Raw genomic sequence first — 15,042 nt, 5'->3', positions numbered from 1 at the left:
ATCATTTAAAAAGGTTTGAACGGTAGGAACTTACCATCTAGAGTGATCACTGCGCGATCACCACCTTCTGGGTCAGCTACTTTTTTGATATCCATTTTGAAATTAATGGCACTGATGATACCATCACCAAATTGCTCATGAACCAAGGCTTTTAGCGTGGTGCCATATACCTGCATCATCTCATAAAAACGGTAGATTGTCGGGTCAGTAGGAATCTCACTACCAACGCTGCCTCGTGATGGAATGCATCGTAGTAACGCGATGGCGTCCTCATCAAGTCCTAAAGTTTCACCAACTTTTTGGGCGGCATCAGCAGGTAGCGGATGCTGACCTAGCAAAGCGGCAGTGACAAAGACATCACTCAAGCCTGTTCCTGAAGCGATTTGCTCGAATGATAGGTTCTTTGCCGCTTTGGCAGCAATGATGGTGTCCGTTAATGTTTGACGTGCGGTGTTGCTTACTTGAGACTGAATCATAATAATACCTTTTGAGGTTGGTAGTCGTTATTGGGTTAATGATGCTTATGAATCACTTGGGTTAATTGATTTTCTGATTATGCATAGTCATTGATAATGACAGTTATGTAACGCTAAACGGCGACTGCCAGTGGCGATATCGGATAAGCGCGAACCTCAGTGTGCGTGGCCAATGAGACAAATTCATTGGTCACGCCATCTAAGGCATCGATGTCACCGGACTCGATATCGTAAACCCAGCCATGTAGTGCCAAACGATTTTCACTTAGCGCCAAACGTATAGACGGATGGGTTTTGATATTTTCGATTTGGGCGATGACATTTTCACGAACCATAGAGGCGACTCGCTCGCTATCACTGGCATGTTTATGGGCTTCATTGACCACCCGTGCTGAGTCAGCGTAGCGTAGCCAGCTGCCTACCGCTGGCATATGATCCATGCAGGTGCAGTTGGCAATTGCAGTCATCGCGCCGCAGTCTGAGTGCCCGCAAATGACCACATCCGTGACTTTTAAAGCGGTAATAGCGTACTCAACTGACGCCGATACACCGCCAGGCTCAGGACCATAAGATGGGACGATATTACCCGCATTGCGAATCACAAACAGACCACCGGGTTCGTGTTGAGTAACAAGCTCGGGCACTAAGCGCTGTCTGAACAAGAAATAACAGCGTGCGCGGGTTTTGTTTGGTCGCCAAATTTTTGAATAATCGGCGCGCTTAGGATAGCGTCACTGTGAAATTTTAGAAAACCTTCAATAATACCTTTCATCGCGTTGGCCTCTGTGTAGTTGATGAAAGGAAGATACGCCGCTATCGTTATAAGGTAAAATACTGGTATATTATGTTGATAAAATTGCTTATGACCAAACCTTGATCAATCCTTATCCACACGAGATGACCATGATTCTTCGGCACATTAAGTATTTTTTGGCAGTGCAGAGTACCAAAGCTTTACCCAAGCAGCAGCGTCTTTATACGTGTCACAGCCAGCGTTATCACAGCAGATTAAAAGTTGGAGGAGGGTCTAGGCGCGACTTTATTTGATCGCTCTGGTCGCCGTGTCACATTGACCGATGCCGGTGACGTCTATGCGCGCTATGCCCATAGAGCCTTGCAGGATTTGGAGGAAGGACGGCGCGCCATCCACGACGTGCAGGATCTCAGTCGCTGCGTTGCGGATTGCGATTACGCCTACCTTTACCACGTATTTGCTTGGACCTTTAATCAAAGCGTTTCATACTCGTTATCCGAGCCTCACGCTAAGCGTGAAGGAGATGTCACAGGAGCAGATGGAAAAGCAAACTACTCGATGATGAGTTTGATGTGGGTATTGCTTTTGAAGATGTACAGTCTGCCGATATCGATACACAAACCTTGCTGATAGAGACGCTTGCACTGGTTGTTAGTAAACATCACCCTCTTGCCAAGCAAGCGGCGATTGATTTGCCAACGCTAACGCGCAGTCGCTGGTATTGCTGAGCGAGCCGCGAATTTGCCACGCGCGAACAGATTGAGCATTATTGTCGCCAGCATGACATTGCGCCAAACGTACTGATGGAGGCAAACTCGCTAAGCGCAGTGATCGAAATGGTTCGCCATACCCAACTGACCACCTTATTACCTTCCAACATCGCTCATAATTATGATGAGCTGGTGGCGATTACCTTAGCGCCGTCTTTGCTCCAGCGTACAGCGGTATTACTACAACGAAAAGGCGCGTATCAGAGTGCGGCGACCAAGGCATTTGTTGCGTTGGCACATGAGGTCTGTTCGAACACGGTTGAATCCAAGGCACTGTTTTTCAAATAGAATAAACTTAGAAAACGAACGGTCACGATGAGACAGGCAAAAGGTCAATGACGCAAACCTTAATTCACTACTTTTTTCACTTCGGCATGCCTTTAATAGTTGCCTATGTGTTTTTCCGCAATGATTATAAAAGGGTTTATCTGATACTGCTCGCCACTATGTTGGTTGATTTGGATCATCTGCTAGCAACGCCTATCTTCTCGCCCAATCGCTGTAGTATTAACTTTCACCCGCTGCACAGTTATTATGCAATGGCAGTATATGTGGCTATGTTAGTGCTGCCTAAGCCATATAGAGTCATAGGTTTGGGCTTACTGTTGCATATGCTGACGGATCTGAATGACTGCGTTATGACGTATGTCCAAATCCCCCAAGCGTTGGATGATGCGCCAGCTCGTGAGCTGGTCATCTGGTTTGCAATAGGTTTAAGTAGTATTTTTTAACTTTTCATCGCATGCTCATTAATCCCGTATTTATTATGGGCACCTTATATTTTCTAAAGAATCGGATTATTTACTGAGAATTTAGTTCTGCACTAAGCCTAAATTCAGTATCCAGACGATAAATATAGACAAAAAAAAGCCTCACTATTAATAAGTGAGGCTTTTTTGTTGAGTGGCTCGTTTAGCACTCTATACGGCAATGATTATTTGGCAACCGCTTTAAAGTTCGCTATTTGGTTTGCATTGGTAATGGTCAAGACAGGCACGTTATTGGCATTTTTGCTCATGCTATATTTACCATTTACGGTTGCTAGTGCGGCGCTATCAAAGCTGGCTTGTGGGGCAGGGCAAGCCATTCTTGTGCTTCTTACTGGACCCAAGGTTACCTCGCCATTTGCTACCTTATACTCAGCACTCATATTATTACAAGTATTCATCAAAGTAACGATGTTGCTTCCATTCGCCGTCATAAAATCGAGGGTTAATGGTTCGGTTGGATTAAAGAATAATGGAGTAATGGTTTCGCCCTTGGTGTTTTTGGCATCCACGAGTTGCCAATGATAGGCTTGCAAGGCATCCGAGGTAATAGGCTGGGTAACGGGTGCACTTGGCGTAGATGTGGTTTGACAACCTGCTGCCAATGTTCCCACTGCTAAAACGCTTACCATCATTACCTTGGTCATATTTTTCATATAAAGTCCTTTATTGCTTCAATTATTATATAGAGACATTTATCTCAAAATTATTGTGCTCGCTGCTCCAATAACTGATGACATGAGACACTAGCAGATGCAGGCATTATTACAAAGCAATGATAGCGATACAAGCGCCAGTAACCATTCAAATACCAAGTTGTTTTTATGTTGATATAGTCGGTTCAATATAATTTGGATACAAGGAAGGCAAGCGAAAGTACTACAAATAGTAGACTAAGCGAGCCTGACACCGTATCTGATTTATATAAGATTGACTATAAATCTTTAGCACGCCATATTGCTATTAGGCGACCACATCATTACGTTGAGATAGCAGATGGTTTGCTGGAATAGGAAACACATTGTCATAAATCCAGTTATAAACAAAAGCATGTACCAAGTAGAAAGTAGCCATTGTAATATCCATGAGAAAGGCTTGCCAAAGGCTGATGCCTAAGTGCCACGCAATTATTGGTAGGAATAATAACAGCAAACCACCTTCAAATAAAAAGGCATGCAACATCCGTAGTGGAACCGTCTTATGTACATTGCCGCGTAGCTTCAGCATGCTGTGGTCAAATAACAGGTTATAAAAATAGTTCCACAACGTCGCGATAATCGAAGCAGCCACGGCGATAAGACCTATCGACTGAATATCAAAGCCAAATAACCAGCTTGCCAACGGTACAAATATAATTAAACCTATTATCTCAAAACCCAAAGTATGACGAATACGATCTTTCACGGTGCGCATGAAGCTTCCTAGTTGAATCAGTTATTTTCGCGCCTATTATATCTGTTAAACTATTATAACCAAGTTAGAACCTATAGGATTTTTAGATAGATGAGCCTTTCATTAGAGCAATTGCAAGCCTTTGTCGCCACGGTAGAGACCGGTTCTTTCTCAGCCGCCGCCCGTTATCTAGGCAAGGCGCAGTCTGCTATTAGCACGGCGGTGTCAAATTTAGAAATTGATTTGGACAACAGCTTATTTGTCCGCAGTGGCCGCTATCCAGTCCTAACGCCAGCTGGAGAGCGCTTACTGGTAGAGGCGCGAGTGATATTAGAGCGTTGTGAACATTTTCGCGGGGTGGCTAAAAGTCTGGGCGAAGGAGTAGAGAGCCGATTGGTACTGGCGGTTGATGAGCTGTATCCCGAAGCAACGTTGGGCGGATTGATGGAAGAGTTTTCGCGCCGATTTCCTAGTGTGGAGCTGGAACTATTGTTTCCGCTGATGGAAGATGTCAGCCGCTTGGTGTTAGAAGATCGCGCCGATTTAGGCATTATGTGGCGTCAAGAGATACTACCTTCAGCGCTGAATTTTCATGGGCTTGGTTGGGTGTCGATGAAAATGGTGTGCGCGCCGAACCATGAGCTAGCTCGTCAGCCAGTGGGGTGGGAGGAGTTGAAACGCTATCGGCAATTGATGGTGGCAACACGCAATCATAGCGAAGAAAAAGCACGGTTGCGAATAGCATCTGATGTCTGGTGGGTCGAGAGCCAGTGGGTCATTGTTGAGCTGGTACAGCGCAATTTAGGCTGGGCATTCGTGCCTGAACACGTGGTCGCAAGCGCCTTGGAGAATGGTTATTTAGTCGCACCTATATTGGATTTTGACGATCATATTGGCCAGTGGCATTGGAGCTTATTTGGCATAAGCAGCGCCCATTAGGGAAGGCTGCTGCTTGGTTAAAGTCGGCAGCGATTGCGCTAAATAAGTGATCTTAAGCTGTGAATAGGGACTGTTGAAATGGTCGTCCATAAAGCTATAGATGGTTCGATCCAACGCATATTGCTAACGTAAATACACGATACAGCAGGGCGACAACAGTTGTCGTATGCTTTAATTAGGCGCTTCATTTTCTTCAATTTTTATATTAGTTATTGAGTGAGGAGGTTATGTAGTCAGAAAACAAAGCAATGTAGAGTGAACCCTCGAGGCGCAACGCTTCACCTTATAAATCTGCTATTGCTGTTAAATATCAAAAACTCTGACTTGTATCACTCATTATTCTTATAATCAACTAAATCCAAGCTACTAATAAATCATAGCCATAATAAAAGTGAGGCTAACAGACTTCTTATTGTCAAAATAAGTCTAGGGCATGACCTCAATCTGAACGAAAGCGCCTAACTAGGTTAAAAATGGCAAAAGCTTGCAAACGATATCAAGTATCTGGTGGATATCTCGATGTTATCTACGCTATTTTCCTTGTTTGGTTAACCTCTATCTCATTCTTATCACCATTTTCAAAATGAGAACATGCCCTAGTTAATCATTAAAAAACTATCATTCACTCACTTTACTTTTTAACGTTGCTCTAAAAGCGGCGGACAAGCTCGGCTGACTTAAATTTGCTCTGAGAATCAAAAAAAATTAAAACTACTACAAGCTACTGATATTCAAAATAAATTAAAAAATAAGGACAATATTATGACAAATATAACCAACACTTTTGAGCAAAAACGTATCGATAATTTAAATTGGTCAAGTGGATCAAAACTGCCTAAATCCATTCAAGATAAGGTACAAACTAAACCAAAGATACCGTTGTTTTATCTGCATAACGAGTCTATCAATAACTATGAAGATGATATCTACTTTGTGAATAGCGATGAGACATTGAGCTTTGTTGCTCCCTATGAGCTGATGAAGAGAGATCCAGATTGCTCTGAGGTAGTGGTTGCTGCCGAACCAAGTGAACGTGACATATCCCTCACTTATACCGATGTCTTGCCAAAGCAAGGCGTGAGAATTGATCGTCAACATATCATCTATGATAGTGATTATCTCAATCAGATTATTGTCTATACCATGAGTCGTGCTAGCAAGGAGATGTGGGGAATATGGCGTTTGAATGTGTGCGAAAAAGGCATGTTTTCGTCTTGTCCCTTGCTATGGGAAGGTGGCGCCAAACCCTTATCTGTTGTGAGTGCAGACAAACGAAATGATCCTAAAGATCGTCCTATTTTGCCTTGCGTATTGCCCATACGTCAGCAGTTATACCAGCAATGGGCGGAACATTATGACCACGCGAGTGCAAGCTTGATGAGGTCTATCACCGATATGATCTATCGTTATGACTTTGGTATTGTGGGATGTTATTACAATGATACTTGGGATGAGTACAGCAGTGAGGCGGAGCAGATTGCTAATCGTCTGATTCAAGGTGATGCCGATAGCGCCGATGAGGTTCTCGCGATGATGACTGCGGTCTATGACGTGTCATTTGGTGCTGGATATACGAGGATTCCTATGGATGTCGCTGAGCGCATTTATGGTCTATGGTTGAATCATAAAAGTAATGCTAATAAATAAAAATAAGCCTTAAAAGGAGAGCACTATGATGTTTCCTATTGAAAATAATGACACGTTTTTACTATTCTTTCACGGTCTTGATTCAAGCAATGAAACCACCAAATATACTTGTATTAGCCGTAAGCCCAAAACCTGCCAAACCGTCAATTATCGAGAAAATTTCAACGAGATTTTCGATATTTATGAGGCGTTAATTTTAGAAAAAATGAAGCAGTATCCGCGAGTCGTCTTGGCAGGGCACTCACTTGGTGGCTGGTTTGCCAATCATTTCGCCCACAAATACAATTTGCGTGTGCTATTAATAGCGCCTTGCATTTATCCCAATGAGGTTTTAGTCGATCGCATACAAGACGTGGCTGATATGAAACTGTCATTTCCGACCTCGAATACTGAGATGGTAAGAGTCATGGTTGAGGTTGATGATGAATGCTTAGATGTAGCCGTCGCCAGACGCACGCTCGTCAACTTACCTGATAGCTGGGAAGTAGAGTATTTTGAGCGTGGTCATCACCGTATCGCCCGTAGCGAAGATATTTGGTATCACTTGGTTCATCTGTGCGAAGACCCCATTGTCTGGATGGATGACGCGACATATCATGGTGAAGATTAAATACCATCAGCCTTGCAGTAAGGCCTTATTAATTACTATTATAAAGAACTAAAAAACTATCGTGGGTTTAACGGTTTGCCAAGTTTTTCAAAAATCACTTAGCAAACATTGCAACTTCCAGCACGATATAAAACCACTCTGGTAAAGCGCATGAGCCTGTACTCCGACAAGGCTATCCATGCCTGATTTGACTTGCCTATTTGGGCTTGTTCTTATTGTCGGAGTTCAGGAGTCACTGATGTCTCATATCAATAGCCAAAATCTCACGCCTTCCAAATATACTCATCGTTATACGCCGCGGCATCTTTTGGCAAAAGAGGCGGTTAGCCAAATAGAGAAATGTGAACGACGTTCGCAAGATATTGTCCAAGCCATGGGTTATCCGCCAAAACACATCATATCCGCCTGTGATCGTTTGCGTCATGTATTGTCTAGCGACATACTAGGACTTAATGCGACAGAGATTGATACATATTTCACTGCTCATGAATTCTTAAAAGCACTATTATCCGTGCTCGATATAAAGTACGACACCTTTGCAGAGGATATTGCTCAAATTCAATATGACTTGGCGCATTATCCTTATCCGCTACCGAAATACAGCTTGCAAGCCAAGATTGATTTTAAGTGGAGCGGCGGGGCAAATTGGATGTCGCGCGGCGTGGCTAGCAGTAAGGCTGTTGCGTATTTACCGCAAAATATTGCCAAAATGAATGCGGCAAAGCGTGAGTTGGTGATTCAACAATGTCTGGCTGCGCATTATGCAGAATATAACGGTCACTTGCCGTATAATGGCGTGATTAACGGTTATCAACTTATCATTGAACAGCGTCATGAGATGGTTGATAGCATCGCGTATGATCTACCGCAGTGTGAGTAAGATGTGATACATCACTCATCAATTGGTAGCATTAACATTTAACACAGCATACCCAAATAAAAAGGCCGTCCCAAATGACCGATACTAATCCGTATAATTTTGCACCTTTGCAACCAACTGGTAGAAACGAGACCGATACTGCCAACACTTATGCGCCTGAAGACATGATTAAAATATATGAGCAGCAGTTTTTGATACCAGTACCTGAAGAAAAGCTGACCGAGTTTTTACCCGCGCTAAAGAGTTTTTATGATATTGACAATCATACGTTAGACGTCAGTGCCATTATTTTTGACGCAATCGCAGAGTCCGCTATCATTTACAACCATAAGGTCAAAGTGGGCGACTATCAAATATTAGGTGGATTGATAGAGGAAGCAATTGAATACGATGAAGACAGTGATGAAAACAATAAAGATGACCAAGCCACTGAAGACAAAGACATTCAAGCCTATACACTAGAATGTAAGCGCACTTTTTTCATTAATGAGGTAGAGATACCTTATCATTTCAACTTGTTTATTTATGGTGACGGTTATTCTACTTTAACCAAAAAAGAAACCGTGCTAGAAAAAATGTACTGGTTCGTTAGAGGAAGATTTGAAGAAAATCTATTAGACGACACTGAAGATAATGACAGTTTAGACTCGATCAATGAGCAGCTAGCCAGTTTGGGTATTCGGGAAATGGATTTGACCACCATAGACGAAGTAATAAGCTATGTGGAAGACAGTATCATAGATGATGCCATGGTAGAGGCGCTTAACAAGTTATTAGATGCGGCTGAGTAGGTAGCTATCCGTAAAATTGATGTCAGGACAACACGTTTTAACGTCAGTTTTTATGAGAGCCGTTGTAAAAGAATATTTATATAAGATCAGCTATAAAAGACTATTGATATAAGGCACATTGCTATGCAACAAACACAGAATTCTGTGGATCAAAGACAAGATATTGTAGAACACAGACCCGTATTTATGCCGAGAACCAACAGTGATAATCTGGTAAAAACAGACATGGTTAGGTTTGAGCGGCATGTGGGATTTGCCAGTCGCCAAAAGAAAAAATCCATCAATGATATGCATCAAGTCATTCGCAAAAAGTATGGCTTTAGTCATGTCCTTGAGCTATCGAGCAAGTCTGGCAATAAATTGAGTTTTCCGCTGAGTCCATTGAGCTTGAAGCTAACAAATGAACAAGATGGGCAGCAGTACAGTGTCGAAAATGCCTTTCAAAGCAGTATGGTTTTTGAGGATGGTGGTCCCTATACTGACTTGTTAAGTGCGCCGCCAAGACAAGCCAGAAAGGACGAGCGCTTAATAACCTCGGGTGAACTGATTGGCTATAATTATTTTGGCATGGAGTGGAGCGTAGAGCCATTAACCACATTTTATGACTGGCTCTATGTGAATGCCTTAAAGCAAAACCCGCATTTGCATGAAGAAGTTATGCAGTATCAAGCCTTTACGGATCGTGAGTTTAATCCTAAAAAGTCTATCCATTGTGCGGCTTATGCACTGGCAATGTTTGTAGCGCTCAATAAACGCGAGTTGCTCGATAACATTGAAGACCCCGCAGTATTTTTTAATTTATATCATGAATTCAAAATAAGTAATACTGAGCAGCTTTTGGAAGCGGGTTGGGTTTGATCGTTAAAGCGGTAATTTATGTAGTAAAAATTATCAAGATAAACTTATGCTAACCAAGTGACTTTATGATATATGAGAATAGCCAAGCTTGTCTTGGCTTTTTCATGCCTAAAAATTTTCATACCTAAAAAATCAAGCACCTTAGTCTGGTTGATTTTAGCGTTATATATTTCAACAGAACGCTTATTACTCTTAATTATGTAGATGCGATGTAAACTTACGAATACTAGGGCATGTCCTCATTTTAAAAATGGCGATAAAAATGAGATAAATTGCAGTCAAACAAGGAAAATAGCGCAGATAATATCGAGATATTAAGAAGCTATTTGACGCCGTTTGGCAAAGTTTAGCCATTTTTAACCCATTTAGATAACTATCGATTGAATTGAGGACACGCCCTAAATATGACTATAACTCTAGAAAATTAGAAAAAAAATCCCCACTTATTATTTAAGAAATACGCGTTTTAGAAATATAGAAGAGGCGCGACAAGTGACCTATCCCGTCAAATCCGTAGACCTCAATTTGGGAAACTTTAGCTACATGATATGAAGATAGGTGTAGTGGTTAACTGACTTAGTATACATAAAAATAATGCAAATACTAATGATAACTATTATCATTAGTATTTGCATTATTTTTATAATGTTGCTAAAGTGTGCACTCTTTATTAATAAGCATCGATCAGTTCTTTGCGTGCTCTATTTTCAAGGTCTTATCGATATCAATGCTTCATTTATTCTGTTGTTATAACATTAAAAAATAACCACTTTTGCATGCTTTTCTAGTGCTTACCCATAATGTTATAGCGAATCTGCTCTATCAGAAAATTTGCAAAGTATTGGTAAACACTAAATATTTCTAGGATTTTCATCTATGCCAACATTACCAATTTCTTCTGCTTCTATAAATGCTCTTTACCTACCAAAGCCGTTACGCTTAGCGACTGGCAAAGCTTTGCTTGGCATTGCTATCGCTTCTATTTTGAGTACAACTGCATTCGCAGCTGAGATAGATAGCCGTAACGTACCACAAATAGCAGCGCAAGAAATTGATGAACAGCAGACAATGCCTTCTGTTGAGCTAGATACCATTGTTGTTAAGGCGGCAAGAGAGGAGCTTGAACAAGCAGCTGGGCTTTCAGTGATTAGTGAAGAGGCTATCAAAAAAGCTTCTATTTCCAATGATATTGCAGAGATCGTGCGCAAAATGCCTGGGGTTAACCTATCTGGCTCGTCTACTTCTGGTCAGCGCGGTAATCAGCGCCAGATTGACCTACGTGGTATGGGCCCGAATAACACGCTGATTTTAATCGACGGCCGTCCTGTTACTTCTCGTAATGCCGTTCGCCCTGGTAGGGCTAGCGAGCAAGATACCCGTGGAGACTCGCAATGGGTGCCGCCGAGCGCTATTGAACGAATCGAAGTATTGCGTGGTCCAGCCGCGGCTCGCTATGGTTCTGGTAGTATGGGCGGGGTAGTCAACATCATTACTAAAGCGCCTACTAAAAAAGAATTTTCGGTCACTGGTCACTACGAGTCCCCAGAGAGTGACTTGGAAGGTAAAGACTGGCGCACCAATATCAATATGGCTGGTTCTTTAAGCGACAAGCTGTCCTTCCGTACTACGCTTGGTTACCACGACAGTGAAGGCGATGACCCTTATATCAATGCCGAAGACGCCCAAATTGTAGATGGGCGTGACGGACCAGTCGCTTCTATTGCAGCTGGGGTTGAAGGCGTAGAGAATATAGATGTCCGCCAGCTCTTTGAATACGCTATGGATGCGATGAACACGGTAGGTTTTGAAGTCAACTATAGTACCCAGGATAATCGCTGGGCGGGCGACTCACAATTTCAAAATGTCAATAATGATTTGGTCGAAACCTTAGCTGGAGAATCTACCAATAAGATGCGACGCTATGGTGCTGCCATCACGCACCGTGGTGATTATGACAATACCCGTAGCAATAGCTATTTAGAGTTTAGCCGTACCAATAATGAGCGTTTGGCTGAAGGCACGGCTGGTGGAGGTGAAGGTCAAATTAAACCACCAGCCGCAGGCGAGGACTATAACTGGAACGAGGCGACCTATGACACACTAAACGCCAAGTCAGAGTGGGATATATTCTTTGATCGTCATACGTTGACTGCAGGCGCTGAGTTCCGTGGTGAAAAACTGACCAATCCTTTAGTGTCTGACTTAACCTTTGATGATGGTTTTGACTTCGGCGATGTCGAAACTGACCCTGCTAAGCGTGATCCAAAATCAGATGCTTACCTCGTCGGTGCTTATGTAGAAGATAACTACCAAATCACTCCAGACTGGTATGTAACGCCAGGGTTACGTTTTGATTATCACAGTGAAGCAGGGAGTAATTGGTCACCAAGTATCAATACCACGTGGGATTTTAGCCCTAACTGGTCAGTTAAAACCGGCATTAGTCGCGCTTTTAAGGCGCCTGAGCTCTACTTATTAGATCCTAACTACATCTATTACACCAAGGGTAATGGCTGTCCTTCTTGGGTGCCTGAAGATCAACGGGGCTGTCAAGTGCTGGGCAACCCTGATCTTGAGCATGAAACTTCTTGGAACAAAGAGCTGACTTTTACCTATGATGATGGCACAGGGCTGAATGCGGGCTTGACGTATTATCATAATGCCTATGATAACCGTATTGGTGCGGGTGTAGACCAGCGTAGCAGTAGATTCGGCGACTAACCGTTCTATCTTCCAGTGGGAGAACCAAGGTGAAGCCATCATTGAAGGTCTTGAAGGCTTTGTCACAGTTCCAGTGACTGACGCACTCTCTTGGTACACCAACGTTACGGGAAATCTGCGTTCAGAACGTAAAGATACGGGTGAGCCGCTATCGCTAATTCCTAAATTTACTGTAAATTCCAATGTTAACTGGGACATTACCTCTCGCTGGAATGCCGACTTAGGCGTCAGCTATTATGGCACCATTGATGCACCTGAAATTTCGGTTACTACTGGTGATGAACTGAGTACCTTAAAGTTAGACCGTAAGCCTTATGCGCTGGCAAATATCAGCACTCGCTATAATCTAACCGACAGTGTTACCGTTGGAGCAGGGATCAAAAACCTATTTGATAAGCAAATTAAGCGCGAAGGCACGGGTACCAATGCGGGTGCTCGAACCTTTAATGAGCCAGGCCGTGCTTATGTGTTTGATGTTAGTTTTGATTTCTAATCTTTAGATATAGTATTTTCTTTAGGACGCAAAAAGGTCTGAACTAATTGTTCAGACCTTTTGATTTGTACAACCAATCTTACTTATGATCTTACAAACAATCATTAAAACAGATAACACATAGCCATCATCTTGTAGTTCTTAATTGAATTTGGTTGAAAAAATAGTTAACAGTCATTTCTATTAAAATATTACCTATATTTTATGAACAGCATTTCTTATATGGATTCATCTTTTTAATTTATTAGACAGCAGGTTATAAGCTATCGACAATCACTGGGCGACTTTGATGATTGAGTACGGTAACATCGACGTTATACAGATCCTTCATGGTTGTTTGGGTGATGACCTCTGCAGGTTGACCGACAGCCATTACCTGACCCTCTTTCATAGTGACCACGGTATCGGCGAACTGCGCAGCTTGATTGATATCGTGCAGCACAATGACCACGGTTTTTTGCTGGCTATGACTCAATTCGCGCAGCTCACGCATCAGGCGACCAGCATGATACATATCTAAATTATTGAGCGGCTCATCGAGCAATAAGTAAGGCGTATCTTGGCAAACAATCATCGCAATCAATACTCGCTGACGCTGACCACCTGATAGTGTCGATAAAAAACGCTCGGCTAATGGCGCAAGCTCAAAACGTTCGATAATTTCTTGCACTTTTTGCTGATCATCAGCCGTTGGTTGCCCTTGATGATAAGGGTAGCGCCCAAACATCAGCAGCTCATGCACGCGTAGTCGCCCTTGTACGTGGTTATCTTGCCCAAGCATCGCAACAGTTTTGGACAAAGTTCGCGCATGACAGCTAGCAATATCACGTTCCTCATTATCTACAGCGAAACTGACTTGTCCCGACTGTAACGGTTGCAAGCGTGCCATCACCGAAAATAAGGTAGATTTACCCGCCCCATTGGGGCCAATCAGAGCAATCACTTGTGCGCTTGTACGACAACGTGATGTTATGAAGAATTTGCTGTTTGCCAATATGGTGCGAGATGTTATTGAGTTTAATCATAATAATTCTTATTTTTACAAAGGATCTGATTTTCTTACCAATATTTCAATGATTTTTAGATGATTGGCTATTAGGTCAATGACTATTAAATCAGCGCGGTATTAACGACGCTGAGTCATAAAAATCAATATTAAGAATACCAAGCCACCAGCCAATTCAATGACGACCGATAGCACACCCGCCATGCCCAATAGTTGCTCAAATATCGTCTGACCGAGTACCAAGCAAATCATCGCCACCAAACAGACCAATATCAGACGCTCGCTGTGATACATATGCCGAGCGATACGATTGGTTAGCGCACAAACCAACAGCCCAAAGAAGGTCACTGGACCGACCAATGAGGTTGCCGTGGCGACCAATACCGCAATGACCGTTAATAGCCCAAATGCCAAGCGTTGATAGTTGATACCGAGGTTAATGGCTTGTGATTTGCCAAGCATCAATACGTCACATTGATAACGCCAGCGCCAGATAAACAGTGCGCTAATGGCACAGATAACAATGCTGATACCAAGCAGCTGAGGATTGACTGTATTGAATTGTGCGTAACTGGCAGATTGCACGACGACGAAATCATCAGGATTGATCAATCTGGCAATCAGGGCTGATAAGCTACGAAACAAGACCCCATAATAATGAGGCTGCCCGTGTTGATTAACCACGGCGGTATAGAAGCACGGCGATTTTTAGAACTTAGACCACGGCTTGCGCTTTTTTGCCAACTCGTTGATGCGGCTGGTAAAGTAGGGCGGGCTTTGACGCTGGTCTGCGCACGAGAGGAAAATAATGGCATATCAGCTACTGGCTTAAAGTGAGGGTTGGCAACTGACAGTGATGACAGTTGCCTAAAAACGAATGACGCTTATTTAACATGTTGCTTGTTTAGCATATTGCTTGTTTAGCATATTGCTTGTTT

At 42.8% G+C, this 15,042-nt stretch carries 17 protein-coding genes and 2 pseudogenes; 12 read left to right on the top strand and 7 right to left on the bottom strand.

Annotation, left to right across the window (positions count from 1 at the left end; genetic code table 11):
* Positions 1 to 5: 5 nt before the first annotated feature.
* The gene (gene cynS, locus G7Y90_RS14120) at positions 6 to 476 is read right to left on the bottom strand and encodes a cyanase (protein ID WP_193009134.1); all 471 of its coding nucleotides are present in this window, start codon (positions 474 to 476) and stop codon (positions 6 to 8) included.
* Positions 477 to 589: 113 nt separating this feature from the next.
* Entirely contained in the window at positions 590 to 1,120 is a 531-nt protein-coding gene (locus tag G7Y90_RS14115; protein ID WP_284143748.1) for a carbonic anhydrase, read from the bottom strand.
* A gap of 336 nt (positions 1,121 to 1,456) precedes the next feature.
* Here G7Y90_RS14115 and G7Y90_RS14110 point away from each other — a divergent pair.
* The 4 genes and pseudogenes from G7Y90_RS14110 to G7Y90_RS14100 all read left to right on the top strand — a co-directional run.
* Positions 1,457 to 1,500, top strand: a pseudogene (locus G7Y90_RS14110) (hypothetical protein); the annotation flags it as partial.
* Positions 1,501 to 1,552: 52 nt separating this feature from the next.
* A complete protein-coding gene (locus G7Y90_RS18630) occupies positions 1,553 to 1,792 on the top strand; it encodes a LysR substrate-binding domain-containing protein (protein WP_502937438.1) in 240 nt (79 codons plus the stop codon).
* A 10-nt stretch (positions 1,793 to 1,802) separates the two neighbouring features.
* Positions 1,803 to 2,288 (top strand): annotated as a pseudogene (locus G7Y90_RS14105) (LysR substrate-binding domain-containing protein).
* Between the two features lie 47 nt (positions 2,289 to 2,335).
* Positions 2,336 to 2,731, top strand: coding sequence for a DUF6122 family protein (locus tag G7Y90_RS14100; RefSeq protein ID WP_250162693.1), 396 nt, complete (start codon positions 2,336 to 2,338; stop codon positions 2,729 to 2,731).
* 203 nt (positions 2,732 to 2,934) lie between these two features.
* Here G7Y90_RS14100 and G7Y90_RS14095 read toward each other — a convergent pair whose 3' ends face one another.
* Both G7Y90_RS14095 and G7Y90_RS14090 read right to left on the bottom strand, forming a co-directional pair.
* A complete protein-coding gene (locus G7Y90_RS14095; RefSeq protein WP_250162692.1) occupies positions 2,935 to 3,423 on the bottom strand; it encodes an META domain-containing protein in 489 nt (162 codons plus the stop codon).
* Between the two features lie 307 nt (positions 3,424 to 3,730).
* On the bottom strand, positions 3,731 to 4,180 hold the full coding sequence (locus tag G7Y90_RS14090; protein WP_045445595.1) for a PACE efflux transporter: 450 nt from the start codon (positions 4,178 to 4,180) through the stop codon (positions 3,731 to 3,733).
* 90 nt (positions 4,181 to 4,270) lie between these two features.
* Here G7Y90_RS14090 and G7Y90_RS14085 point away from each other — a divergent pair, with 90 nt between their 5' ends.
* The 8 genes from G7Y90_RS14085 (at position 4,271) to G7Y90_RS18085 (ending at position 13,098) form a co-directional block, all read left to right on the top strand.
* A complete protein-coding gene (locus G7Y90_RS14085; protein WP_250162691.1) occupies positions 4,271 to 5,098 on the top strand; it encodes a LysR family transcriptional regulator in 828 nt (275 codons plus the stop codon).
* Between the two features lie 762 nt (positions 5,099 to 5,860).
* Positions 5,861 to 6,745 (top strand): hypothetical protein, encoded by an 885-nt coding sequence (locus G7Y90_RS14080; RefSeq protein ID WP_250162690.1) that lies wholly within the window; start codon positions 5,861 to 5,863, stop codon positions 6,743 to 6,745.
* A 25-nt stretch (positions 6,746 to 6,770) separates the two neighbouring features.
* Positions 6,771 to 7,355, top strand: coding sequence for a YqiA/YcfP family alpha/beta fold hydrolase (locus G7Y90_RS14075; RefSeq protein ID WP_193837047.1), 585 nt, complete (start codon positions 6,771 to 6,773; stop codon positions 7,353 to 7,355).
* 238 nt (positions 7,356 to 7,593) lie between these two features.
* A complete protein-coding gene (locus G7Y90_RS14070) occupies positions 7,594 to 8,235 on the top strand; it encodes a hypothetical protein (protein WP_193837048.1) in 642 nt (213 codons plus the stop codon).
* A 74-nt stretch (positions 8,236 to 8,309) separates the two neighbouring features.
* Entirely contained in the window at positions 8,310 to 9,026 is a 717-nt protein-coding gene (locus G7Y90_RS14065; RefSeq protein ID WP_193009142.1) for a hypothetical protein, read from the top strand.
* A 123-nt stretch (positions 9,027 to 9,149) separates the two neighbouring features.
* Entirely contained in the window at positions 9,150 to 9,884 is a 735-nt protein-coding gene (locus G7Y90_RS14060; RefSeq protein ID WP_226950270.1) for a DarT1-associated NADAR antitoxin family protein, read from the top strand.
* An 876-nt stretch (positions 9,885 to 10,760) separates the two neighbouring features.
* Positions 10,761 to 12,605, top strand: coding sequence for a FepA family TonB-dependent siderophore receptor (locus G7Y90_RS14055; RefSeq protein WP_284143747.1), 1,845 nt, complete (start codon positions 10,761 to 10,763; stop codon positions 12,603 to 12,605).
* Between the two features lie 7 nt (positions 12,606 to 12,612).
* Complete coding sequence (locus G7Y90_RS18085; RefSeq protein ID WP_349773436.1) at positions 12,613 to 13,098, top strand: TonB-dependent receptor domain-containing protein; 486 nt, start codon at positions 12,613 to 12,615, stop codon at positions 13,096 to 13,098.
* Positions 13,099 to 13,354: 256 nt separating this feature from the next.
* On the opposite strand, the gene G7Y90_RS14050 is transcribed toward G7Y90_RS18085, so the two are convergent.
* From G7Y90_RS14050 to G7Y90_RS14040, 3 genes are all read right to left on the bottom strand, one after another.
* Positions 13,355 to 14,041 (bottom strand): ATP-binding cassette domain-containing protein, encoded by a 687-nt coding sequence (locus G7Y90_RS14050; RefSeq protein ID WP_250162689.1) that lies wholly within the window; start codon positions 14,039 to 14,041, stop codon positions 13,355 to 13,357.
* A 183-nt stretch (positions 14,042 to 14,224) separates the two neighbouring features.
* Entirely contained in the window at positions 14,225 to 14,749 is a 525-nt protein-coding gene (locus G7Y90_RS14045) for an iron chelate uptake ABC transporter family permease subunit (protein ID WP_226951667.1), read from the bottom strand.
* Positions 14,725 to 14,919 carry a hypothetical protein gene (locus G7Y90_RS14040; protein WP_193007660.1) on the bottom strand — a complete coding sequence of 65 codons (195 nt, stop codon included), beginning with the start codon at positions 14,917 to 14,919 and terminating at the stop codon, positions 14,725 to 14,727. The genes G7Y90_RS14045 and G7Y90_RS14040 overlap by 25 nt, the downstream gene beginning before the upstream one ends.
* Positions 14,920 to 15,042 lie beyond the last annotated feature (123 nt).

The organism is Psychrobacter sp. WY6 (genome assembly GCF_018448495.1).
Classification (GTDB): Bacteria; Pseudomonadota; Gammaproteobacteria; order Pseudomonadales; family Moraxellaceae; genus Psychrobacter.
This window is presented reverse-complemented; position numbering and strand designations above follow the sequence as displayed.